At 45.1% G+C, this 25,321-nt stretch carries 21 protein-coding genes and 2 other annotated features (2 of these 23 cut by a window edge); of the genes, 9 read left to right on the top strand and 12 right to left on the bottom strand.

What is annotated here, in order from left to right; genetic code table 11:
- Positions 1-63, top strand: a sequence feature (Phe leader region) (it extends 57 nt beyond the left edge of the window).
- A gap of 12 nt (positions 64-75) precedes the next feature.
- Positions 76-1,257 carry a prephenate dehydratase gene (gene pheA, locus OH456_RS19075; protein ID WP_006072925.1) on the top strand — a complete coding sequence of 394 codons (1,182 nt, stop codon included), beginning with the start codon at positions 76-78 and terminating at the stop codon, positions 1,255-1,257.
- A 69-nt stretch (positions 1,258-1,326) separates the two neighbouring features.
- Here pheA and OH456_RS19070 read toward each other — a convergent pair whose 3' ends face one another.
- Positions 1,327-1,986 carry an OmpA family protein gene (locus OH456_RS19070; protein WP_006072924.1) on the bottom strand — a complete coding sequence of 220 codons (660 nt, stop codon included), beginning with the start codon at positions 1,984-1,986 and terminating at the stop codon, positions 1,327-1,329.
- Positions 1,987-2,175: 189 nt separating this feature from the next.
- Between OH456_RS19070 and yjjX the strand changes: the two genes are divergently transcribed.
- Positions 2,176-2,691, top strand: coding sequence for an inosine/xanthosine triphosphatase (yjjX, locus tag OH456_RS19065; RefSeq protein ID WP_006072923.1), 516 nt, complete (start codon positions 2,176-2,178; stop codon positions 2,689-2,691).
- Between the two features lie 43 nt (positions 2,692-2,734).
- On the opposite strand, the gene trpR is transcribed toward yjjX, so the two are convergent.
- Together trpR and sltY are read right to left on the bottom strand one after the other, a co-directional pair.
- Entirely contained in the window at positions 2,735-3,022 is a 288-nt protein-coding gene (gene trpR, locus OH456_RS19060; RefSeq protein WP_006072922.1) for a trp operon repressor, read from the bottom strand.
- Positions 3,023-3,094: 72 nt separating this feature from the next.
- A complete protein-coding gene (gene sltY / locus OH456_RS19055) occupies positions 3,095-5,038 on the bottom strand; it encodes a murein transglycosylase (RefSeq protein WP_270034053.1) in 1,944 nt (647 codons plus the stop codon).
- A gap of 303 nt (positions 5,039-5,341) precedes the next feature.
- On the opposite strand from sltY, the gene ettA reads away from it, so the two are divergent.
- Together ettA and OH456_RS19045 are read left to right on the top strand one after the other, a co-directional pair.
- Positions 5,342-7,009 (top strand): energy-dependent translational throttle protein EttA, encoded by a 1,668-nt coding sequence (ettA, locus tag OH456_RS19050; RefSeq protein WP_006072920.1) that lies wholly within the window; start codon positions 5,342-5,344, stop codon positions 7,007-7,009.
- Between the two features lie 146 nt (positions 7,010-7,155).
- Positions 7,156-8,163 (top strand): M23 family metallopeptidase, encoded by a 1,008-nt coding sequence (locus tag OH456_RS19045; RefSeq protein ID WP_038223937.1) that lies wholly within the window; start codon positions 7,156-7,158, stop codon positions 8,161-8,163.
- 53 nt (positions 8,164-8,216) lie between these two features.
- On the opposite strand, the gene tyrA is transcribed toward OH456_RS19045, so the two are convergent.
- Together tyrA and OH456_RS19035 are read right to left on the bottom strand one after the other, a co-directional pair.
- A complete protein-coding gene (tyrA, locus tag OH456_RS19040; RefSeq protein WP_006072918.1) occupies positions 8,217-9,344 on the bottom strand; it encodes a bifunctional chorismate mutase/prephenate dehydrogenase in 1,128 nt (375 codons plus the stop codon).
- A gap of 8 nt (positions 9,345-9,352) precedes the next feature.
- Complete coding sequence (locus tag OH456_RS19035; RefSeq protein WP_006072917.1) at positions 9,353-10,426, bottom strand: 3-deoxy-7-phosphoheptulonate synthase; 1,074 nt, start codon at positions 10,424-10,426, stop codon at positions 9,353-9,355.
- Between the two features lie 250 nt (positions 10,427-10,676).
- Here OH456_RS19035 and OH456_RS19030 point away from each other — a divergent pair, with 250 nt between their 5' ends.
- Positions 10,677-12,380: a sensor histidine kinase gene (locus OH456_RS19030; protein WP_038222671.1), complete on the top strand. Its 1,704-nt coding sequence runs from the start codon at positions 10,677-10,679 to the stop codon at positions 12,378-12,380.
- Positions 12,377-13,102 carry a two-component system response regulator BtsR gene (gene btsR, locus OH456_RS19025; protein WP_006072915.1) on the top strand — a complete coding sequence of 242 codons (726 nt, stop codon included), beginning with the start codon at positions 12,377-12,379 and terminating at the stop codon, positions 13,100-13,102. The genes OH456_RS19030 and btsR overlap by 4 nt, the downstream gene beginning before the upstream one ends.
- Before the next feature lie 92 nt (positions 13,103-13,194).
- Here the strand turns inward: btsR and nagZ are convergent, their stop codons facing one another.
- A complete protein-coding gene (nagZ, locus tag OH456_RS19020; RefSeq protein WP_270034052.1) occupies positions 13,195-14,178 on the bottom strand; it encodes a beta-N-acetylhexosaminidase in 984 nt (327 codons plus the stop codon).
- Between the two features lie 102 nt (positions 14,179-14,280).
- Here nagZ and OH456_RS19015 point away from each other — a divergent pair, with 102 nt between their 5' ends.
- Positions 14,281-15,399 carry an anhydro-N-acetylmuramic acid kinase gene (locus OH456_RS19015; RefSeq protein WP_172427870.1) on the top strand — a complete coding sequence of 373 codons (1,119 nt, stop codon included), beginning with the start codon at positions 14,281-14,283 and terminating at the stop codon, positions 15,397-15,399.
- A gap of 8 nt (positions 15,400-15,407) precedes the next feature.
- Positions 15,408-16,340, top strand: a complete 933-nt coding sequence (gene murQ / locus OH456_RS19010) for an N-acetylmuramic acid 6-phosphate etherase (protein WP_006072912.1) — start codon at positions 15,408-15,410, stop codon at positions 16,338-16,340.
- Positions 16,341-16,380: 40 nt separating this feature from the next.
- Here murQ and OH456_RS19005 read toward each other — a convergent pair whose 3' ends face one another.
- Positions 16,381-16,722 (bottom strand): DUF2799 domain-containing protein, encoded by a 342-nt coding sequence (locus tag OH456_RS19005; RefSeq protein WP_031493145.1) that lies wholly within the window; start codon positions 16,720-16,722, stop codon positions 16,381-16,383.
- Positions 16,723-16,998: 276 nt separating this feature from the next.
- On the opposite strand from OH456_RS19005, the gene OH456_RS19000 reads away from it, so the two are divergent.
- Positions 16,999-18,483: a carbon starvation CstA family protein gene (locus OH456_RS19000; RefSeq protein ID WP_006072910.1), complete on the top strand. Its 1,485-nt coding sequence runs from the start codon at positions 16,999-17,001 to the stop codon at positions 18,481-18,483.
- A 75-nt stretch (positions 18,484-18,558) separates the two neighbouring features.
- Here the strand turns inward: OH456_RS19000 and OH456_RS18995 are convergent, their stop codons facing one another.
- The 5 genes from OH456_RS18995 to thrA all read right to left on the bottom strand — a co-directional run bounded on the left by OH456_RS18995 (position 18,559) and on the right by thrA (position 25,276).
- Positions 18,559-19,551 (bottom strand): Gfo/Idh/MocA family protein, encoded by a 993-nt coding sequence (locus OH456_RS18995; protein ID WP_270034051.1) that lies wholly within the window; start codon positions 19,549-19,551, stop codon positions 18,559-18,561.
- Between the two features lie 87 nt (positions 19,552-19,638).
- Entirely contained in the window at positions 19,639-20,436 is a 798-nt protein-coding gene (locus OH456_RS18990; protein ID WP_270034050.1) for an arylamine N-acetyltransferase family protein, read from the bottom strand.
- A gap of 139 nt (positions 20,437-20,575) precedes the next feature.
- Positions 20,576-21,856, bottom strand: coding sequence for a threonine synthase (gene thrC, locus OH456_RS18985; protein ID WP_270034049.1), 1,281 nt, complete (start codon positions 21,854-21,856; stop codon positions 20,576-20,578).
- Complete coding sequence (gene thrB, locus OH456_RS18980; protein WP_124940226.1) at positions 21,853-22,815, bottom strand: homoserine kinase; 963 nt, start codon at positions 22,813-22,815, stop codon at positions 21,853-21,855. Before thrB ends, thrC begins: the two co-directional genes overlap by 4 nt.
- A 1-nt stretch (position 22,816) precedes the next feature.
- On the bottom strand, positions 22,817-25,276 hold the full coding sequence (gene thrA / locus OH456_RS18975) for a bifunctional aspartate kinase/homoserine dehydrogenase I (protein ID WP_270034048.1): 2,460 nt from the start codon (positions 25,274-25,276) through the stop codon (positions 22,817-22,819).
- 29 nt (positions 25,277-25,305) lie between these two features.
- Positions 25,306-25,321, bottom strand: a sequence feature (Thr leader region); it runs 100 nt beyond the window's last position.

Below are 25,321 nucleotides of genomic sequence, written 5' to 3'. Positions count from 1 at the left end.
TCTTCGTTTTCGAAAGAAAAGTCAAAAACGAACGGAAAGCCTCCCAATGGGAGGTTTTTTTATAAGGATTATTTGATGACAGACACAAACTACTCACTTGAAGAAATTCGCTTACGTCTGAACGAGCTAGACGACAACTTGTTGCAGCTTCTTTCTGAACGTCGCAAGCTCAGCATTGAAGTAGCAAAAAGCAAAGTAGAAACCTCAAAACCGGTTCGTGATGCCGCTCGTGAGCAACAGCTTTTGGTTAAGCTCATTAATAACGGTAAAGACAAGTACGAGCTGGATGCGTCTTACATCACAAAGATCTTCCACACCATCATTGAAGATTCTGTTCTGCTGCAACAGGTTTACCTACAAAACCTAGCCAACCCGCAACAAAGCAGAAAACCTGTTGCTAGAGTGGCCTTTCTAGGTGCTAAGGGTTCTTATTCACACCTAGCAAGCCGAGATTATTTCTCTCGCAAGAACACGGAGCTCATTGAACTCAATTGTGACCAGTTTAAAGAAGTCACAAAAACGGTTGAGTCAGGTCATGCTGATTTCGGTGTATTGCCTATTGAAAACACCAGCTCTGGCTCAATTAATGAAGTATTCGACTTACTGCAACATACGACTTTACATATCGTTGGTGAAATCACCCAACCTATTGAGCACTGCTTGGTTGCAACCAAAGAAATTCGTCTGGAAAACATCAAAACGCTGTACTCTCACCCACAACCTCATCAGCAATGCAGTGAGTTCTTGGGCAGACTATCTGGCGTTCAACTAGAGTCTTGTGCAAGCACAGCGGATGCAATGCAGAAAGTTCAGCAGCTTAATAGAGACGATGTTGCTGCAATCGGCCACGCAGCCAGCGGCAAACTGTATGGCTTGCAATCGATTCAAAGCAACATTGCTAATCAGACAGAAAACCATACTCGATTCATCGTCGTTGCAAGAAAGCCTGTTGAAGTGTCAGCGCAAATTCCAGCAAAAACTACCTTTATCATGGCGACGTCTCAACAAGCAGGTTCGTTGGTTGAAACCCTCTTAGTGCTCCAGCGCTATGGAATCAATATGACCAAGCTCGAGTCACGCCCTATTATGGGTAATCCTTGGGAAGAGATGTTTTATGTGGATGTGGAAGCCCATAAAGACTCAGAATCAATGCAACAAGCCATTCATGAGCTTATAAAAATCACTAAATACCTTAAAGTACTGGGTTGCTACCCTATCGATAACGTAAAACCAGTGATGCCCGATTTAGGTGAATAAAAACAAATAGCCCCAGTCATCATGAGCTGGGGCTATTTCTATTTTACGAGCTGTGGCCTGTCTTCAAAGCTACTTGAGCGGCAGAATCTTAATCTCCACTCGACGATTACATTGACGCCCCTCTGGTGTAGAGTTGCTGCAAATTGGGAATCGCTCACCATTACCACGAGCGACCGCACGACCTGCCGCTACATTCTGACTAATCAAGAACGAACGTACTTGCTCAGCGCGCTTTTCTGATAGCTCTTGGTTGTATTGAGCACTACCCGTACTATCTGTATAGCCTTCGATAACTAAACTGGTATTAGGATACTCAACCAAAATACGCGCTACACCTCTCAGTGTGTTGTGAATACTACTGTTAAGAGCGTGAGAATTACTGTCAAAACCAATACCGTTCTCTAAACGTAATAAAAGTTGATTGTCACCAACACGCTCAACTTGCACACCTGAATTTAACAACTCTTGTCTCAGCGCTTTTTCTTGTTGGTCGAAATAATATCCGACACCACCACCCAACGCTGCGCCACTCGCCGCACCAATAAGAATCCCACGGCTATCACCACCTGAAGCAATACCAACAGCTGTGCCAGCAATTGCGCCAATCACAGCTCCTTTGGTTGCTGAGTTTGTCTCATATTCTCCTGTTGTCGCGTTTTGTCGCTGCGTCGCTTGGCAACCAACAAGAGAAATAAGCCCTAAGGCAACCACTACTTTTTTTAATCTCATTTCTATTATCTCTTATGCGTACAACATTACCATCAAAAACAGAACATCGTACCATATAAATTCTAATTATTCCTAATGGAGGCATTTAGCACTCACACTAATGATAAAAAACACATCATTATTAAATGACAAATCTAAGGTAGATTTACGTTAGAATTAAGCCCAAACGTATAGACAGGATAAGTAATAATGAACAAAGTGGTTATCGCGTCGCTTAACCCAGCCAAAATCAATGCCGTAAAAAGCGCCTTTGAATCCGCTTTTCCTAGCCAAACGTTCACTTTTCAAGGGGTAAACGTGCCAAGTGGCGTGGCCGAGCAACCTATGAGCAATGATGAAACTCATCTTGGTGCTAAAACACGAGTTCACAATGCCAAGAAAACCATCAAAGACGGTGATTTCTATGTTGGGATTGAAGCTGGTTTAGATGGGCATTCCACGTTTGCATGGATGATTATTGAAACAGAGACACAGACGGGCGAATCAAGAAGCGCGAGTCTAATGCTTCCACCCGCAGTCGTAGACCAGCTGTCGCCAAGCGTTGAACTAGGCGATGTGATGGATAAGACCTTTGGTACCGATAATATCAAACAAAAAGGCGGGGCAATTGGTTTACTAACCCAGCATCAGCTCACACGCAGTTCTGTGTATCACCAAGCGTTAATACTGGCGCTGATCCCATTTACCAATCCTGAACACTTCTAAAGACGTTTTCTCTGACAAGGTAAGCGAAACCCATAGGTTTCGCTTACTTAAGCAATAAGTCGCTAAGCGCGTTCTTATCTTTGTCGGCCAAGCGCTTTACTTCCGCAGAGCCGCGAGTAATGGTTGCCACACCTACGCCTAACATCTGACTAATTTGGCGTTGGGACATGTCTCCCTTTAACAACTCACAGAGAATGTTCACCCGCGCCGTCACTGCTTCACGTTCATCTGGTGTTAGCAACATCGTCATCAGCATTGCTTGCTGCTCACTGCTTTGCGAACGCTGAATAAGGTCGAGTACCTGTTGCCAGTCTTGATAGTGTGGTTCCATTTAATATTCCATCAGAAACATCCAGTTACCCATTCTAACTCCAAGCCCACATGAATTGGTAGCCCATCTCCACTAGTAACGTTTTTTCGCTTCCGCTTCAGTGAGGAAACTTCCCTGAACACCAAGTAAATCTCGATAGTAGACTTGAAACATTAGAATGTTCTGAACGTAACCACGAGTCTCTCTAAAAGGTATCGCTTCAATAAAGGCGATGGCATCTAACTTGCCATCAGAAGCTTCACGCCAACGTTTTACGCGGTTAGGCCCTGCATTGTAGGCAGCTAATGCATAGATACGGTTATCATCGTAGTTATCAAGCAGCTCATTAAGGTAGTGCGAGCCTATCTCAATGTTCTTACCCACCTGATACAAGTCACTAGTACTGCCGTAGCGTATCTTGTGCTTTTTCGCAGTATACTTTGCCGTAGCTGGCATAATCTGCATCACGCCGCGAGCACCAACAGGAGAGCGCGCTTCCACATCCATCGCGCTTTCTTGACGTGCTAGCGACATGAGTAACACGCTATCAAGGTCGAGCTTGTCACTGTAGAAATCAAACCACCAGCGATGAGCCGTTGGGAAGCGCAATGACATGTTGTCCCACATTTTGGCAGAAATTGTCGCAACGACGGTGAAGTGATGCCAATGTTTCTTACCAGCATAAGCCGCTAACATCTGCTTCTCATTCGCAGTTACGTTAGACAACAAGAAACGCCACTCTGATTTAGCTGCGGCTATTTTGTCTCGCTCAATCAACTCTTCGATTCGATCTAAGCTAGCTTGATACGGCGCTACGACTTTTGGGTCTAACACTGTCGTGGAAATAGGATAAACAATAGAGTGCTCTAGGTATGTCGCGGCAGCGGCGCTGTAAAAGTTACGCTGACCTACAATCCCTTCTAGGCGTTGTTGTCCTTGCTCTTTGTTACCTGTTACCAACTCAGAACGCGCCAACCAATATTGCCAACGACTGGTTTCTTGTTTCTCTGGCGACATTTTACTAATCCAACGGTTCAAGTCTTTCCAATCGGCTTGTTGCACCGCAAGACGCGCTCTACGTTCCAAGTAACCATCATTGCTTGATTGGCTAAGCACTTTATCACGCCAGTTAGCTTCGGTTTCGGAATCCGTCGTGATGTAACGCATCGCCACATAATCTTGCATCGACTGTTGCAACTCATCGTCTAGCGAGGCATTTTTACTCAGTTGAGTTAGTGCGGTTCTTGCTTTATCTCTGTCACTACGAGCTAACTTTCGGAGTGACAGTTCAGTTAGCTGGTTTTTATACGGTTGTGGGAATTTACTGTCAGCAAAAGACACCACCTTATTAGGTGATTTGAACAGGTCTTTAATTTGTTTCCCATGCTGTTTACCTGTCGATGTTGCCAGCTTCTTATTTAGATAGTTAATTAATGACCCATTACGCTTTTCAAAAGCAAGGATCATTCGCTCGACAATCAGTTGGTCGGTCAGCGCTCCTGACTTATCCCATTCCTTGAATAACTTATCACAAGCACTATCAACACTATTTCCACTCAACCATAAGTTTTGAGCGCCTTTGTACGCCTCCTGTTTATTCCCAGTTTTAAGCTGAGCATAGTGGTAGTGACATTGATATCGCTCGCCATTTGGGTAAGAGGTTTGAAAGGTTAGAATGTCTTGCCATTTGTTTTGACGGGCCAATTGATCCAAATACGGCGCTCTAATACGATAGGAGAAAGGGAAACCCTTATGCTGCTCAATAAACGTATTGACGTCCTCAATCGACTTATCTGCAAGCTGCAAAGAAAACACTCGATAATCGACATAAGGAGTCAAAGCGTAATCTTCAATTTTAGGCCGAAGTTTTTGATAGCCACTGATATCTTTTTTATCAATGAGCTTTTGCGCCCTATCATAATCTGAGCGTTGTTGTTCTAGTTTTGTTTCTGCCGCAAATGCAGGCCATGCCAGTGAGGCTACTATGACCGAAGTAACTGCTAACAGTCGTTGCTTATACCGTCCGTATAAAAGCATGTACCGATTTCCTTAGATGCTGTGAAGAATGACCAGTGAGCTTATTGTTGTCGTTTTTTATTGAGCCTTGTCAGCTTCATTTGAATACATGGTCAATCTTCAATTTAAGACCAATTACTCCTTCTTGCCAATGGGTTTGTCATTAAGAATTTGTTTCCATTGTTGAGAATTCCCTGACTCTTGGCGAAACCGCGCATTTTGAATGATATTGAGGCTTAAGATCGCACAACGAAAATTGAAACGTTCTGACTGCGTAGTGTAAAATAACAACTTTATTGACTTCAAAAGTAGGAACGATCGGCAATGGCTGAATACGTCTATACCATGTCGCGCGTGAGCAAAGTAGTGCCACCAAAGCGACAAATCCTTAAAGATATCTCTCTTAGCTTCTTCCCTGGTGCAAAAATCGGTGTTCTAGGCCTAAATGGTGCTGGTAAATCTACCCTTCTACGTATCATGGCGGGTATTGATACTGATATCGATGGTGAAGCGCGTCCGCAACCTGGTCTAAACGTAGGTTACTTGCCGCAAGAACCTGTTCTTGATGAATCAAAAACGGTTCGTGAAATCGTTGAAGAAGCAGTATCCGATGTTGCTGGTGCAATGAAGCGTCTAGACGAAGTGTATGCGGCTTACGCTGAACCAGATGCAGACTTCGACGCATTGGCTAAAGAACAAGGTGAGTTAGAAGCTCTTATCCAAGCGAAAGATGGCCATAACCTAGAGAACGCCCTAGAGCGTGCCGCTGACGCTCTTCGTCTACCTGAGTGGGATGCGAAGATTCAACACCTATCCGGTGGTGAGCGTCGCCGTGTCGCTATCTGTCGTCTATTGCTTGAGAAGCCAGACATGCTGCTTCTTGACGAACCAACCAACCACCTAGATGCCGAATCTGTTGCTTGGCTTGAACGCTTCCTAGTGGACTACAATGGCACTGTTGTTGCGATTACCCACGACCGTTACTTCTTAGATAACGCAGCAGGTTGGATTCTTGAGCTTGACCGTGGTGAAGGTATTCCATGGGAAGGTAACTACACTTCATGGCTAGAGCAAAAAGATGCACGTCTACAACAAGAAGCGTCTCAAGAGAAAGCTCGTCAGAAAACCATTGAGAAAGAGCTGGAATGGGTTCGTCAAAACCCTAAAGGCCGTCAAGCGAAGTCAAAAGCACGTATGGCACGTTTTGAAGAGCTACAAAGTGGCGATCATCAAAAACGTAACGAAACGAACGAGCTATTCATTCCACCAGGTGAGCGTTTAGGTGATAAAGTTCTAGAAGTGAACAACCTGACTAAGTCATTCGATGGCCGTGTACTGATTGATGATCTTTCTTTCAGCATTCCAAAAGGTGCTATCGTAGGTATCATCGGTGCTAACGGTGCGGGTAAATCGACATTATTCAAAATGCTAAGTGGCACAGAGCAACCAGATGCCGGCACGATTGAACTTGGTGATACCGTGAAACTGGCTTCTGTAGAACAGTTCCGTGATTCAATGAACGATAGCAATACGGTTTTCCAAGAGATCTCAGAAGGCGCTGACATCATTAAGATCAACAACTTTGAAATTCCTGCGCGCGCGTACTGCTCACGCTTTAATTTCAAAGGTAGCGACCAACAGAAGATCATCGGTGAACTTTCCGGTGGTGAGCGCAACCGTGTTCACCTAGCTAAGCTTCTTAAAGCGGGTGGCAACATGTTACTACTCGATGAGCCTACCAACGACCTAGACGTTGAAACTCTACGTGCACTTGAAGAAGCACTACTAGAGTTCCCAGGCTGTGCCATGGTTATCTCGCACGACCGTTGGTTCCTAGACCGTATCGCTACTCACATCATCGACTATCGCGATGAAGGTCAAGTTAACTTCTATGAAGGTAACTACACTGAGTACATGGAATGGCTGAAGAAGACTTTGGGTCCAGAAGCTGCTGAACCACACCGTATTAAATACAAACGCATCTCAAAATAACCGTTTGAATTTGAGATAAACTTGTTTTTTTTCAAGAGGGCGCTAATAATAGCGCCCTCTTTTTTGTGATTTTCACCCACAAAATAACGAAATTAACTGAAAAATCACCACATTTCATAGACAAATGTGGTGTAGCGATAATCACTATGCCGAATAGAATCAAGGTAGTAATACCGAATGAACAAGGAAAGAAACGAACTCTGCGTTTAGGACGAAAGCGTACTTACACTGCCATCCTCTTCGCTGCAGCCTTTCCTGTTGCCTTGGGCTTAGTCGGTTATTCCTATAACCAATCTCAAACACAGCTGTCATCTACTGAAGTGTCTCTGACGGATCTACAGCAAGAAAAAGCGCTACTTGAAGCTAAACTGGAAGAACAAGTCAATGTCACTCACGATCTTTCTCAAGAACTTGAAGAGAAACGTGATGAGCTCCAACTCCTGAGCAAACGAGTTAATGACGTGGAAACAGTTCTTGGTCTCACCGATGAAGAGCTCTACGATGCTGAAATGCCATTAGCGGAGCGTATTGATGCGGCCGCCATTGACTCCGCAGTTCGTGCCACAATGCTGCGCTTAATTCCCAATGATAGCCCGGTTACTTATCAGCGCGTTTCCTCGTCTTATGGACGACGTACTAACCCTATCTCTGGTAAACGCCAGTTACATACTGGTATCGACCTAACCTGTAAAACAGGTGAACAAATCTTAGCGCCAGCCGATGGCGTTATTGAAACAGTAAGACCAAGCCGTCAAGGTTATGGTAACTATATGACGGTGCGCCATTCATTTGGTTTTATGAGCTCTTACGCTCACTTACATAAGTTTAAAGCTAAGAGTGGGCAGTTCGTCAGCAAAGGAGACGTCATCGCTACGTGTGGAAATAGCGGTAATTCAACCGGACCACACCTTCACTATGAAGTACGCTTTTTAGGGCGCACACTTAACCCTCAATACTTCATCGATTGGAGCCCTGAGAACTTCGATTACGTGTTCGAGAAAGAAAAGAAAGTGCAATGGGCACCGCTGATTGATCTTGTCGGTAGCGTGGTTAAGCTACAAATAAACCTAACTAATGCACCCTATGTGGATTCTTCGATTAAAACTGCCGTTACCGAAGACACCACCAGCGAAACAAGTGAACAGACAAACTAAAAAAACGCAGCGACTTCGCTGCGTTTTTTAATTGGTTCTTTCATCGCCCGCGTTTAACCGCGATGTATGGCATCGTTAGCCTGCTTCAGTAGGTTCTGACTCTCGGACATAAACTGCTGTGAATAATCACCAAACCACTCGCTAACTTCATTAAACTCAGAGATGAACTTATCTTTATCTTTGCTATCAAGCAGTGCTAATGCTTCTCCAAACTGTTTATGGAAGCACTTGATCATCTCAATGTTCTCTTCTGAAGACATAATAATGTCACCGTATAAGCTTGGATCTTGAGCAAATAATCGACCCACCATCGCCAACTCAAGTCGGTAGATAGGTGAACTGAGTTTAACTAACGTATCTAAATCAGGGTTCTGCTGACTTAAGTGGCGACCGTAAGCAAACGAGGTAAAGTGACGAAGCGCTTGGATAAGCGTCATGCCTTTATCATGCTGCTCTGCAGAAATCTGACACAAACTTGCGCCCCAAATCTTGAACTGCTCCAACAGCCACTGGTATTCGCTCTCACCTCTGCCATCACAGTAAACTATCACCTGTTTCGCAAGGCTTGGTACATCAGGACCAAACATCGGGTGAAGACCAACAACGGGACCTTTGTGAATATCAAGCATTGAGTTCAAAGGTTTAGATTTGATCGATGTTAAATCACAAAGGATACAATCTTTCGGTAACGCATTTAGCTTTTCAATCACACCCTCAGTGAGGTGAATCGGCACAGTGACAACAACCAAACCAGCGTTATCGAGAATCTCATCTGCACGATCCCAATCTTGGCTGCCTAGTACTTTGACTTCGTAGCCAGACAGTTTGAACATTCTACCAAATAGGCCACCGAGTTGACCGTTACCACCAACGATAACCACTGAACGTAACTCTGGATTTAGACATTTGAATCCAGAGTCTTTTTCGCTTGCGTAAGACTCGCGCATCGTACGGCGCAGAATGTCTTCAATTAGCTGTGGTGGTATGCCCTTCTTCGCCGCCTCTTCACGACGAGACGCTAGCATGGCAGCTTCTCTATCCGGAGCATAGATAGGCAAACCATGACGGCTTTTCACTTCACCAACTTGTTCTACTAGGGATAGACGCTTCGCAAGAAGCTCGAGCATTTGCTTATCGACTTCATCAATTTGGTCGCGCAATGCGTTCAATTCAGCAGCCATGGACGTGATTATTCCTTAATACGATTTTCCAAGAATGGGACAAGCTCTTTATGAGCATGACGTAATAGTGCCTCAGTTGTATCCCAATTGATACATGCGTCGGTGATCGACACCCCATATTTCATTTGATCTAGAGGAATGTCTGAACTTTGGTTTCCTTCATTGATATGACTCTCAATCATTAGACCAATAATAGATTTGTTGCCTTCTCGGATTTGGTGAATGACATCTTCAGCTACTAGTGGTTGACGACGGTAATCTTTACGAGAGTTAGCATGACTACAATCCACCATCAATGACGCATCAAGATTCGATTTCGCTAACTCTTGCTCACATTCGGTGACCGATACTGAGTCATAATTGGTCTGCTTACCACCACGTAAGATAACATGGCCATTTTCGTTACCTTGAGTCGTTAATAAGGCGACTTGACCCTCACGGTTAATTCCCATAAAGCGGTGACTTGATGAAGCAGCTTGCATCGCATTAATTGCTGTCGCCAAACTACCATCGGTTCCATTTTTAAAGCCGATTGGCATCGAAAGACCACTGGCCATTTCGCGGTGAGTTTGTGACTCTGTTGTACGTGCACCAATTGCCGCCCATGAGAAAGTATCCGCCAAGTATTGCGGACTGATCGGGTCAAGCGCTTCTGTTGCCAATGGAATATCCATTTCCGCAAGCTCTACCAAGAGTTCGCGCCCTACGTGCAGTCCGTGCTCGATATCGAAGGTACCATCCAGTTGAGGGTCATTAATCAAGCCTTTCCAGCCTACCGTTGTACGCGGCTTTTCAAAGTAAACACGCATAACAATGTATAGCTGGTCGTTAAGCTGCTCCGACAACGCTTTCAAACGCTTTGCGTACTCTTTCGCCGCTTCTACATCATGAATAGAGCAAGGCCCACATACGACAAGTAGACGATGATCTTTCTTATGAATAATGTTGGCGATAGTCTCACGGGAATCTTGAATGAACTTTCTAGCTTTTTCACTCAGCGGTAATTTTTCTTTTAGTTGTTCTGGTGTAATCAGTACCTGTTCGTCACTGATATTAATATTACTTAGTTCACTCTTCTTCATGGCCTCACCTGTAAATATTATTTTACACCGAACTTTATAATTAAAACCGTTCGGCTAAGCTTTAACTGGTAATATACCTAGATAAAAAACACATGCAAGCGTAAACTTTGAAAAACATTAAATGTAAACTTAATTTTACACCAAGAATTACTGGCGCTTCAGTTCTTGATAACAGTTCGATGATAACAAACTGCCACGATTGGTCAGTTGCGTATACAATAAAATACAACTTCATTGTTGGTTGTAATCTATGGACTTAATCATCTCCCTTTTACAGCAGATGTGCGTGTATCTAATGCTCGCTTATATGCTGAGCAAGACACCGCTTTTTATTCCACTGTTTAGTGTCTCCAATCGTTTAAGTCATAAACTCAGCATTTATGTACTGTTTTCATCGTTTTGTATTTTGGGTACCTACTTCGGATTACAAATCAACGATGCTATCGCCAATACTCGAGCCATTGGTGCGGTGATGGGTGGGCTATTCGGCGGCCCCATCGTAGGGTTTGCCGTTGGGTTAACCGGTGGTCTACACCGCTACACATTAGGAGGATTTACCGATTTAGCCTGCGCGATTTCCACCACGGCAGAAGGGGTCATCGGTGGTTTAATGCATCTGTATTTTCTCAGAAAGGATAAAAAAGAAGAGCTATTTAACCCCCTGGTTGTCTTCTACATTACTTTTGTGGCGGAACTGGTTCAGATGCTAATCATCCTCATTGTAGCTAAACCTTTTGATCAAGCTTATGCGTTGGTTTCTGATATTGCCGCTCCGATGATCATCGCCAACTCTGTCGGTGCCGCGCTATTCATGAGCATTCTTCAAGACCGTAAGACCATTTTCGAGGAATACTCAGCGACCTTCTCTCGTCGCGCATTAAACATTGCAGAACGCTCCGTGGGCATTTTAGTCCATGGTTTTAACTCCAATAACGCCAGCAAGATTGCACGAATTATCTACGAAGAAACCAATGTCGGTGCCGTCGCCATTACCGATCATGACAAGATACTGGCTTTTGTCGGTATAGGCGCTGACCATCATCACCTTAACCGACCTATCTCCTCTCAAAGTACGCTCGATTCGATGAACAACAACGAGATCATTTACCTTGACGGCAAAGAGAATCCTTACCAGTGCTCAATATCTGAAGACTGTAAATTGGGATCTGCGCTGATAATTCCACTGCGCACGGGTGACGAAGTAATTGGCACTATCAAGCTATACGAGCCCAAGCGTAAGCTATTCTCAACCATTAATATGTCCATGGCTGAAGGTATTGCTCAGCTGCTCTCTAGCCAGATCCTTCATGGTGACTACATAAACAAACAGACCTTACTCAAACAGGCCGAAATCAAGCTACTTCACGCACAAGTTAACCCACATTTTCTGTTTAATGCGTTGAATACCATTAGTGCTATCACTAGACGCGACCCTGATAAAGCACGCAGCCTAATACAGCATCTTTCTCAGTTTTTCCGTAGCAACCTGAAACAGAATATCGAAACGGTCACCTTAAAAGAGGAATTAGCCCACGTTAACGCCTACCTCACTATCGAAAAAGCGCGTTTTACCGACCGTTTAGAAGTGGATATTGATATTGCTTCAGAACTGTTAGAACAAGAAGTACCGAGCTTCACTTTACAGCCTCTGGTTGAAAACGCGATTAAGCATGGTATTTCCAATTTAATTGAAGGTGGGATCATTCGAATCTATAGTCATACCACTCAGTCAGGGAGCGAGATAGTCGTCGAGGATAATGCCGGAACCTTTATTGCGCCCAAGGAGGGACATGAAGGGCTAGGTATGCAAATTGTCGGTAAACGCCTAACAAATCAATTTGGTCGTGACGGAGCGCTAAAAATTGAAGTGGAAAAAGACCACTTTACGCGAATGAGCTTTATCATCCCCTCGCCTTCTACACGCAAAGATAAAAGGACGGCTATTGCGTCATGACACAGTTAACAGCTTTAGTAATTGATGATGAGTTATTTGCTCGTGAAGAGCTAATAGAGCTCTTGGAGGAAACCGAGCAAATTGACATCATTGGTGAGGCAAGTAATGCCATTGAAGGTCTCAAGAAAATTAACCAACTCAAACCAGATGTGGTCTTTCTTGATATTCAAATGCCACAAGTCACCGGTATTGAACTACTTGGCATGCTCGACCCTGATACCATGCCGAAAGTCGTCTTTGTCACCGCTTACGATCAATATGCCATCCAAGCGTTTGAAGATAATGCGTTCGATTACTTACTAAAACCTGTTGATCCGTGTCGTCTTGAAAAAACCGTTAAGCGACTAAAAAAACGTGAGCAACAAACGCTGGAAGCGATCGATACTCTCGCACCACAAACACTCGACCAAATCCCTTGTGTCGGCCACAACCGTATCGTCATTATTCCAACTACCGATGTTGAGTTTGCCTACAGCGACCTTTCCGGTGTACATGTTCAAACTGCCGAACAAAAGGCCACATCGCAGCTAACGCTTAAAGTACTCGAAGATAAAACGCCGTTGATCCGTTGCCACCGCCAGTTTTTAGTGAACGTCAAGGCTATTAAAGAAATTAAGCTGTTAGACAATGGGTTAGCCGAGATCATTACTCAAAGTGATCACCCAATACCTGTAAGTCGCCGCTACCTGAAATCATTAAAAGAGACGTTAGGCTTTCACTAACAGAAGTATTGCAGCTTATCTCGATTAGCTGAAGCTAGGCACTCCTCAACTGCTATCCCCCTGCACCGGCAAGGGGATCTTAATAGCAACTCCTAGCCTTCCAGCGACGACAGAACTTTGTGATTCGCCGCTTTCCATTGAGCGCTCTTCTTAAGGTCTTCTAAACTAAACTCTTTCTTTCTCAACATCCGACTAGCCTGCTTCACCTTAGTAATTGGTAAGTTATCTAGTACCTCGATAGAGTATTGACGGTTATTACACATAAGCAACGTATCACAGCCTGCGTCTAACGCTTGTTGCGCACGCTCTGCGGGCCCTCCCATGATCGCCGCGCCTTCCATAGAAAGATCATCAGAGAACACTATACCTCGAAAGCCTAGCTGATTACGAAGCACTTCTTTTAACCAATAGCTCGAACCACTGGCAGGCTTGTCGTCATAATGCGGGAACACTACATGGGCTGGCATCATGGCATCCAACACACCCGCTTTGATATGAGCCTTGAAGATTCGCATATCATCTTCAAAGATAGTGTCTCGACTGTCCATTGGCGTTTCGAAATGAGAATCTGCCGTTACTCCTCCGTGACCAGGGAAGTGCTTGCCAGTAGTCGCCATCCCCGCAGCTTTCATGCCAGCCATAAACGCCGTGCTGTACTGGACGATGGTTTGAAAGTTATCATCAAAAGCACGATTGCCGATGGCTTTAGATTGGTGTCCTTGGTCGAGAACAGGCGCGAAGCTCAAATCAATATCGTGAGCAATCAATTCTGCTGCCATAAGCCAACCAGCTTGGTTCGCGAGCGCTTCATCACGTAATTGCGCGTATCGAGCGGCTGGCGGTAGTAATGTAAAACCATCTCGAAAACGTTGTACGCGCCCCCCTTCTTGGTCCACACCGATAACAATGGGCTTCTTCGCCGCTTGACGGATTTGGCGGTTCAGTTCAATAAGCTGCTCGGAATCATGATAGTTACGCGCAAACAAAATCAAGCCCCCAACGGTAGGATGCTCAAGAATCTCTTTATCTTCAGCACTCAGTTCATAACCTTCCACATCAAGCCATAGCGGTCCCATAATTGCTCCTCTGCAAATTTATTATCAAATGGGCGTCTCCAGAGATTATTCTGATTATTTTTGATTTACAATATTGCTAGGTAAAAACGGAGTAAGTTTATGATGACTAAGGAAGCGCTTTACATAGGCATAATGTCGGGTACCAGTTTGGATGGTGTCGATACTGCACTGGTATCGATAAAAGACCGTGAAATTAACTTACTCGCCAGCGATTTCCTTAGCTACCCTGAATCACTGAAAACTCAAGTGCTTGCTATCTGTCATGGTCAAGAAACCAACCTTAAACATATCGGTGAGCTCGACCACCAGCTAGGGCTACTTTATGCTGAGGCCGTCAATTCTTTGCTTAGTAAAACCACCTATACGGAGCACGATATCGCAGCCATCGGCAATCACGGCCAAACCGTCTTTCACCAACCAGATGGTGCAATACGCTTTACCACTCAGTTGGGAGACAATAACCTCCTAGCAACACTAACAGGTATTGATACAATCGGAGACTTTCGGCGTAAAGATATGGCACTCGGCGGACAGGGTGCGCCCTTAGTACCCGCATTCCATCGTTACTTATTTGCCGATAGTGATTCAACACAGGTGATTTTAAACATTGGTGGTATTTCCAATGTTTCCATATTGCAGCCCAACGGCGATGTGATTGGCTTTGATACAGGACCTGGAAATGTGCTTTTGGATCATTGGTGCTCTCACGCTTTTTGCCAACCTTTTGACAAAAATGCACAGCTTGCTGCACAAGGCAATGTGCTCACCCATTTGTTAGATGAAATGCTCAAAGATGACTACCTAAAACGTCCTGCACCAAAAAGTACCGGACGCGAGCATTATCATGAACAGTGGTTGAAACAATGCCTTGCTGCCATCTCAACGCCGATGAACGAGCATGATGTGCTCAGAACACTGACCGAATTTACCGCCCTGACTATCACTAATGCCATTGAGAACTATCCCATCGGTACTGCGCCGAAGCTTTTAGTGTGTGGCGGTGGCGCAAATAACCCAATAATAATGAAACGCCTGAGTGAACTGCTTAAAGGCTGGAATGTGGCACCAACCGATAGCGAAGCCATTAGTGGAGATTATATGGAATCCATGGCCTTCGCTTGGCTTGCACATTGCTATCTCAACAAGATACCGAGCAATTTGCCCTCAGTAACTGGCGCCAGTAAAGCCGTCCCTTTAGGCGTACTCTATTCAGCTGACTAGGAACCACTATGACTAACGACGCACTTCTCAATGCGCTTTCTCAACTTGTCTCCGAGGGAAGAAACCCTGAGACCATGGATATAGATTTACTCTCATCGCAACAGATTCTAGCGCGCATGAATCAACAAGATGCCCTAGTGCCTCTTGCGGTAGAAAAGGTCATTCCAGACATTGCGCTGGCGGTAGACGCCATCACTAAGGCCTTTAAACAAGGTGGTCGATTATTGTATTTGGGTGCTGGCACCAGCGGCCGATTAGGCGTACTCGATGCATCAGAATGCCCACCAACCTTTGGCACCGACCCTGATATGGTCGTCGGTATCATCGCTGGCGGTAATGACGCGATGTTTCGAGCCAAAGAAGGTGCAGAAGATGACCCAGCTCTTGGTGAACAAGACCTTATTGACCATAAACTGACTTCAAAAGATGTGGTTGTTGGCATCGCCGCTAGTGGGCGCACGCCTTACGTCATTGGCGCATTAGAATACGCCAATCAATTGGGTGCCACGACAGTCGCACTGTCATGCAATCCCGCTTCTGATATTGCTAACATCGCTCAAATAGCTATTAGTCCTGTGGTAGGTCCGGAAGCTCTGACAGGTTCCACTAGACTGAAATCGGGGACCGCACAGAAGTTAGTTCTCAACATGCTCACGACAGCAAGTATGATCCGTTTAGGTAAAAGCTATGAGAACCTGATGGTGGATGTAAAAGCGACCAATGCCAAGTTAGTCGCCAGAGCGACGCGCATTGTGATGCAGGCTACGGATTGCAACAAACAACAGGCAGAAGTCACGTTAAAAGAAACTCAATATGACGTGAAGCTGTCGATTCTCATGATTCTAACTGGATTAGATAAGCAGCAAGCACATCAGCAGTTACATCAACAAGACGGTTTCCTAAGAAAGGCAGTAATAAGCAAGAGCCAAGAAAGTGAATAAAAAAGCTAGGGTGTCATACCCTAGCTTTCTAAATTATCTTTTAATGGGAATAGTCATTCCAACCGCGTTGCCATTCCATTCTAAAACGCTGTCCATCGGGTAAGCCTTCACACGCCCCAGTGTAATACTGCCCAGACAACCCGATTTGATAGGCAAAATCAGCATCACAAAACTCTAGAATGCCTCTTTGATAACCCGAGTCGTATTCTGAATGAACGGCAGCGCCGAGTTTATTCAGGTCAGAGTAACTGCGAGACAATTGCCCACGCACACCATCTTGATAGCCAATCTGTTCCCAACTTCCCTCTTTAGCGAGGTCATCCACTCCTTTGGCGCATCCAAATATTAACAAAGCGGATGCTGCCACTAAAAACGCTTTCATGAGATTCCTTTTCATCCAACTCTCTCTGCCGTCACAATGCCAGTTTTAAGTGTTTTTTACCACTCAATCCTTGACTAAGTGATGAGCTTCACGCTTTTCTACCGCCACTTAACTCGGAAAAACGACCACTTACTCTTCGATAAAACCACTTAAGTTGGTTATTGACCACTTAATCATCTATTCCACCACTAACCGAATAAGCCGATGTGTAGCCAATTCATCATTTTTATAATGGTTACCAGAATTTAATGTCATCACAAACTAGGGATAACAGTTATGTTGTGGTTTTTAACTTGTGTTGCAGCCTTGATCGGCGGCTACTTTATCTACGGGGCTTTCATTGAGAAGGTCTTTGGTATTAATACAAAACGTCAAACACCAGCTCACACTAAAGCTGATGGTGTTGACTACGTGCCAATGTCGACCAAGAAAGTGTACTTGGTTCAATTGTTAAATATCGCTGGTGTTGGTCCAATCTTCGGCCCAATCATGGGTGCGCTATACGGTCCTGCCGCTATGCTTTGGATTGTCATTGGTTGTATCTTTGCTGGTGCAGTGCACGATTACTTCTCAGGTATGCTTTCAGTACGTAACGGTGGTGCTTCTGTTCCTACTATTACCGGTCGTTACTTAGGCAATGGCGCCAAACACTTTATGAACATTTTTGCCATCGTCTTGTTGCTACTTGTTGGTGTGGTATTCGTTTCTGCACCTGCAGGCATGATCACTAACCTAGTGAATGACCAAATGGGCATGTCAATGAGCATGACAACCATGGTTGTGGTTATCTTCGCTTATTACATCATCGCGACAATCGTACCTGTCGACAAAATTATTGGTCGCTTCTACCCACTATTTGGTGCACTGCTCATCTTCATGTCTGTTGGTCTTATCACAGCAGTGGCACTATCAAGCGAACACCAAGTTATGGGTGGCTTTGAAGTCAGCGATATGTTCACCAACATGAACCCGAATGATTTACCGTTATGGCCAGCTCTATTCATCACTATTGCTTGCGGCGCTATCTCTGGCTTCCACGCAACACAGTCTCCACTGATGGCGCGCTGTATGGAAAACGAAAAGAATGGTCGCTTCGTCTTCTACGGTGCAATGATCGGTGAAGGTGTTATCGCCCTTATCTGGTGTGCTCTTGCGCTGTCTTTCTTCGGCTCTATCGACTCGCTAGCTGAAGCAGTTAAAAATGGTGGTCCAGGTAACGTAGTGTACAGCGCTTCATTTGGCCTATTGGGTGTATTTGGTGGTGTGCTTGCTTTCCTAGGTGTGGTTATTCTGCCAATCACTTCAGGTGATACTGCATTCCGCTCTAGCCGTCTAATCCTTGCTGAATACTTCAACATGGAACAGAAAACACTACGTAACCGCCTACTGATGGCTCTACCGCTATTCGTTATCGGTGGCATTTTAACTCAAGTAGACTTTGGTGTTATCTGGCGCTACTTTGGTTTCGCTAACCAAACAACTGCAGTAATGATGTTATGGACAGCCTCGGCTTACCTACTACGTCACAACAAGATGCACTGGGTAACGACTGTTCCAGCCATCTTTATGACGACGGTTGTTATTACCTTCATCTTGAATAACGCAACCCTAGGCTTCGGTCTGCCAATGCAGCTGTCAACAATTCTAGGTATTGTTGCCTCACTATCTATCACTGGCTACGTGATTAAGAAGTCAAAAGGTAAAGGTGAAACAGACCTTGCAGATGAAGAAAAGCCACAAGGCAAAGCAGAAACTGCTTAACTGATTATCCCGTTATCCGCTCTTTGAGCTAAAAAAGCGCCTTCACATTGAAGGCGCTTTTTATTTGTTACCTGATTATTCGCTAAGATAACCCAAACCACCAGCAATCAGACTTTGCTCCATCACCTCAATAACAGCTCTGCTGGTTTCATGCTTTAGGATTGATGAGGCCTTAGCACCTTGCAAAATCAGCCCACTTAGGTGATCAATTTCATGTTCAAAGCCAGTCCCGATAGTTTGCGGTGCTATCAATACGGTCTCACCTCGATACACCACTTGAATTGATTTCGGGTTCCACCACTTTTCAGCAATGGTCGCTTCAAAGTCCTCACCCTGAATGACAGCACTACGCACTAAATTGCGTGTTATTGAGGCAGCTAACTGACCTTGAAGATCAGATTTAAAATGAAACTCTGCGGTTTCATCCACCTTTGCTTGAGGGTTATCTTGAGAAAAGACCACGTCGGGCTTACCAATAGTTACGCCACACAATGTACATAAATCTGCGTACAACCACAGCGCATACACTCCCACATCCAGTGTCGCACCACCAGCTTGCTGAGCGTTGAAGATCTGGTAGTTTTCATCATACTCATGCCAATTACCAAATGCTGCCTGTACTGAGGTTAGCTTGATATCGTTGTTGGCAATAAACTGTTTTAACTCTTGGTAGGCAGGAAACACAACAGACTTCATGGCTTCCGCCAAGATGACACCATGTCGTATCGCTAGCGCAGCCATTTCATCCCAATCTTTTACATTAGTAAATGCGGGTTTTTCTACCAGCACATGCTTACCAGCGTTTAAAAAAAGCTCGACCAAATCTCGGTGATAGGGGTGTAATGTCGCAATATAGACCACATCTACGTCGGCATCATCCGCTAATGCTTGGTAGGAACCATACGAGCGGCTACACTCAAATTCTTCGGCAAACTTCGACGCTCTAGCTTCATCACGTGCTGCCACCGCAACTAATTCGCCACATTGCGAATGTTGAGTTAAGTCGATAGCAAACCGACGTGCTATTTTCCCTAAACCTGCAATACCCCAGCGAGCTTTCTCCAACATCCTCTACCCTTCACCATTACGTTTTTTGCCAACCATACCTAAGTCATATGATTACTCAAGTATCATACGGTGTAACATTGTCAGTTATTACCATCCAAGTTTTGCGATGATACTACCAAGCTGTGATGCCTCTAGTTGAATACCAAAGTGGCGTTCAACGTTCTCCGCCAAGTCCGCTTTAGTCAGTTCTACTTCTTTCGCCTCTTCGTTATGCATTCTGATTTTTAACGTGCTATCGAGTAGTGTAATGATGCCGCCTTCAATTGGCTTTGCTGCAATCAAACTGTTGGTAAAGTGAGTCTCTGGGCTGGTCGAGGTAAAATGATTGCCATACAAAATATCGCCACGACATACATAGGTCATATCCAAGCTGTATAGACTCACCCAATCTTGCTGTTTCACTTGAAGTAAATAACCACAGCGTTCATCTTCGATAAATCGAAAACATTGGTGGTCAATACACTGCTCGCGATGCAATGTCAGCTCCAGAGGTGCTCTTGGCGTATTCGCACCGAACCCTGCATCAACAATCCACTGCTGGTCATCAATCGTAGCCAATGTCACTTGATGGCTCCGTCCCGAAGGCTCGCCGCTAAGATGTACTCGTGCTAATAGTGGCCTAACGGTAAAACCTAAGCTCTCCATAACTCGAAGCAGTAACCCGTTGACTTCAAAGCAATAGCCGCCACGCTGATGACGTATCAGTTTTTCAAAGATCGCATCAATATCAAGTTTAATTCCTTGGCCAACGTAGACGTCAAAGTTTTCAAATGGCAACGTCCGATGCTGAGCATGATGAAGCGATATCATATCGGCCACCGTAGGCTCAAGCTCATTCTTAATGCCAAGCTTATCGAAATAATCACGCATTTGAACAGGGTTCATCCTGTACTCCTTTAATAGTGGCAGTGTTTATTGTTTTAGGTAATCCGCAAACAACAGATACAAAAAAACGCCCGAAACCTAAATGTGCTTACTCAGCTACACTTAAATTTCAAGGCGTTGCGATTAGTGTCATCTAGACCTATTGGACTCGACGTAACACCGCTTTTAGTGCCTCAAAGTCATTGGCTAAATCTTCAGATAACAGCTCCATTGCCGCGTGTTTAGCCAATGGCCCAGGTAACTCAATGTCAGAACCTAAGATATCATCGACCACTTCTTTAAACTTAGAAGGATGCGCGGTACACAAAAACAAGCCCGTTTCACCCGGTTGCAACTGCTCTTCAAGTACTCGGTAAGCAATCGCACCATGAGGTTCACATAAGTAGCCCAGAGCATTAAGATCACGAACCGATTCAGCACTTTGCTCATCAGAGACTGCCCCTTTGCCTAGCGTGTCCAAACCCCAACCTTTAAGGCGGCAGAGTTCTTCGATACGCGGCCAGTTGTTTGGCTGACTAACATCCATCGCATTTGACGTTGTTGCCACCGTCGGTTTTGGAGCCCAATCACCTGTTTCTAGGTAACGTGGCACAGTATCATTCGCATTGGTTGCCGCGATAAAGCGCTTAATAGGCAATCCAAGCGCTTTCGCAAGCAGGCCAGCCGTTAAGTTACCGAAGTTACCGCTTGGTACTGATACTACGAGGTTTTCGCGCTGCTCTTTGCTAAGTTGAGACGCGGCTTCAAAGTAGTAACAAATCTGCGCCATCAAACGACTGATGTTGATTGAGTTTGCTGAATTTAATCCAATTTCTTCACGCAATGCTGCATCATCAAATGCCTGTTTCACGAGCGCTTGGCAAGCATCAAAGTCACCATCGATGGCCACTGTGTGAATGTTTTTGCCTAGCGTACAGAACAGCTTTTCCTGAAGTGGACTGATTTTACCTTTCGGGTAAAGAATCACGACATTGATGTCTTCCATACCATAGAAAGCGTGAGCGACTGCAGCACCAGTATCACCTGATGTTGCTGTCAAAATAGTGATTTTGCCACCATCAGAAACCGCGGCTAAAGACTGAGCCATAAAACGGCCTCCAAAGTCTTTAAATGCCAACGTTGGGCCATGGAAAAGCTCTAGTGCGTACACACCATCTTTCACTTGGTTGATTGGAGCCGGAAATTGGAACGCATTGTCCACTAATTCACTAACCTTCTCTGCAGGCAACTCATCGCCAATTAGCGCAGAAAGTATCTTTGCGCTGCGCGACACAAAATCTTCAGCTAATAAAGCATCTACGTCATCGAACTTAGGCAGCTCAGATGGGAAAAATAGACCTTGGTTGCGACCTAAGCCTTGACGGACAGCTTGGCCAAACGAGACTTGCTCGTCATTTTCTTTGATGTTGTAAAGCTTCATAGCTCACTTCCTGTTACTTTCGAACCCTGCTTGTCTAAACGACAAACGTGCACGAATCCTTCGTTATTTTGTACGTAATTTTCTTCTAGCCAGCGAGCCACTCGCTCTGCCACATCTTTTTCTTTACAGATGCTGAACAGCGTTGGGCCACTGCCTGAAATTCCGGTTGCCAAAGCCCCTGCTGTTGCCGCGTATTCACGCGCTTGACTAAAGCCAGGTAGCAACTTAGCACGGTATGGTTCGGCAATGACATCTTTGATCATCTTTGCTGCCAATTCAGGCTGATTAGAATGACATGCATGGATAAACCCTGCCAGATGACGACCATGAGCAATGATGTCTTGACGACGATATTGAGAAGGTAAAATTTCACGCGCTTCTGCCGTCGACACTTTAATGCCTGGATACGCCATCACCCAATACCAATCATCAAAACAAGGCACTTCTTGGCTAATAATACCAAGCTCTTCCAACATCAGTTGCACACCGCCTAAATAGCAAGGTGCCACATTGTCGTAATGGATGCCACCAGAAATTTGCCCTTCCATCTCTCCCATAAGAGCCAGTAACTCGGTCTCATTTAATGGATTGCCATGAAATTGGTTCAAAGCGTCTAGCGCCGCGACGATAGAACAAGCACTCGATCCTAAGCCAGAACCAATCGGCATGTTCTTCTCAAGTGTCATAAGCACAGGTTTAAGGGCTAGCCCTTTCTTATCTAATTCACGGGCGTACACTTTCCAACAATCGTAAACAATATTCTCTTGCGGGTCAGCGGGCAGCTTATCAACAAAGCTGCCTTTCGTTGCTAGGTCAAAAGGCTTATCACCGAGCTTAACCTCAACGCAATCGCCAAGTAGAGTGCCATCTATAGGAGAGACTGCAGCACCCAATACATCAAAACCAACACTCACGTTACCAATAGAGGCCGGAGCATAAACGACAACGCTATCACTCATCTTACACTCCTAGTTTCCAGCCTAATGTACGCATCACATCAGAGAACACGCCTGCTGCGGTCACTTCTGTACCCGCACCGTAACCACGTAATACCAGTGGAATTGGCTGATAATAGCGACTATAAAATGCCAGTGCGTTTTCACCATCTTTAATCTTGAACATAGGGTCGTTTTCATCCACGGCAGCAATGCGTACGCGACACTTACCATCTGCGATTTCGCCCACGTAGCGCAGCACTTTGCCTTCTTTGGCAGCGTCCGCTGACAGTTGGCTGAAGTAAGCATCCGCTTCAGGCAGACGGGCCATAAACTCATCTACTGAACCTGAATCATCAAAACCTGGTGGCAACGCTTGGTCAACTTCGACATCTTCAAGTTCAAGCGCCATCCCCGCTTCGCGAGCTAAGATGAGCAGTTTACGTGCTACGTCCATGCCTGATAGGTCATCACGTGGATCTGGCTCAGTGAAACCTTTATCTTTTGCGACATTAGTTGCTTGGCTTAGCGTTAACCCTTCATCTAACTTACCGAAAATGAAAGATAACGAACCAGATAGGATACCGTTGAATTTCTCTAGCTCATCACCCGCTGCGATCAGGTTCTGTAGGTTCTCAATAACTGGCAGACCTGCCCCTACCGTTGTCTCATACATTAGCTTACGACGAGAGTTACGAGCGACATCACGCAGTTGATGATAGTAAGACATGCTCGCAGTGTTTGCCTTTTTATTTGGCGTGACTACATGGAAGCCTGCCGCTAAAAACTCCGTATATTGATTGGCAATGTCTTCACTAGAAGTACAATCAACCAAAACAGGGTTAATAATGTGATTACGCTGAACCAATGCGGCTAAACCTGCCACCGAGAACTTCTCACTTACGTCGCCCATACGATCGCGCCATTGGTCGAGAGGAAGTCCTTTGCCATCGAGCAAGACACCTTTACTGTTTGCTAGACCACATACGCGGATAATGATGCCTTTCTCTGCCAGTTTGGCTTGCTGGCGCTGAATTTGATCCACCAGCTCACCACCAACACCGCCAACACCAACGACAAACACATCTAGGAAATGCTTAGAATTGAAAAGATTTTCATGACACGCTTTGATGGCCTCAGAAATTTTGTCTTCCGGGATTACCGCTGAGATAGCGCGCTCGGAGGAGCCCTGTGCGATTGCGACAATATTGACGTTAACTTCTGCCAGTGATGAGAAGAACTGAGAAGCGACACCGCGAGATGTGCGCATACCATCGCCCACTAGTGTCACGATCGCGACATCATCCATAAACTCAACAGGCTCTAGTAAACCGTTTTTAAGTTCCAGTTCAAAGGCTTCGCGCAATGCTCGCTCTGCATCAAGGTTGTCTTCTTCTTCAATACAGAAACTGATGCTGTATTCTGAAGATGACTGAGTAATAAGAACGATAGACACACCCGCTGATGACATAGCGCCAAAAACGCGACTCGCCATGCCCACCATGCCTTTCATACCAGGTCCAGATACGTTCACCATGATAAGGTTAGACAGTGTCGTGATACCTTTGATTGGTAAATTGTCTTCACCAGTATCTTGACCGATCAAGGTACCAGCCCCTTGTGGGTTGAACGAGTTCTTGATGAGACATGGAATATGGAACTGAGCGATAGGTGCAATAGTTTTTGGGTGAAGAACCGAAGCGCCAAAATAAGAAAGCTCCATCGCTTCTTGATAGCTCAGTGACTTGAGAAGGCGAGCATCATCAACCAGGCGAGGGTCACAGTTGTAAACCCCATCAACATCCGTCCAAATTTCACAACAATCAGCACGCAAGCACGCTGCTAATACCGCAGCAGAATAGTCAGAGCCGTTACGACCAAGCGTAACCAATTCACCCTTAGCGTTGCCAGCAGTAAAGCCCGGCATAATGTGCACGACACCTTCTGCCAGTGGGTTAGCTTGGAAGTTTTGGGTTGATACTTCCACATCCACCATCGCTTCTAAATGATCACCTTGAGCAAAAAGGTACTTAACTGGATCAATAAGATCCGCAGCTTGACCTTTAGCTTGCAGTACAGCTTTCATAAGTTGAATCGAGATTCGCTCACCTTTTGATATAATGCGAGCATTCACGTGATCTGGGCAAGTTCCGAGTAATCGGATACCGTGGACAAATTGATGCAATTGGAATAAAGATGTTTTGACTTGGTTGTCAAAATCTGTGCGCTCAATATTCGGGAGTACAGCTGCAATATTAGAAAATAGTTCGTTGAATGATGTTTCAAGCTCTGAAATCTGCAACTCAACTTCATTGTTTTTTAGGGCAGTTTCAATAACGGCGACAAGTTTGTTTGTCGTTTTACCCGGTGCCGATAGCACCACTGCCAAATCTTCTTGCTGGGCATTATTAGCGATGATGTCCGCTGCTCTTAAAAAGCGGTCTGCATCAGCTAATGATGAACCTCCAAATTTTAGTACTCGCATCCTTTCCTCCCGAAATACTCAAAACAGGTAAAAAAAAGGCCCGTA

It is taken from the genome of Vibrio sp. La 4.2.2, assembly GCF_027586995.1.
Classification (GTDB): Bacteria; Pseudomonadota; Gammaproteobacteria; order Enterobacterales; family Vibrionaceae; genus Vibrio; species Vibrio mediterranei.
Note: the sequence above shows the minus strand (reverse complement) of the source record. Positions and strands in the feature narration are given on the sequence as shown.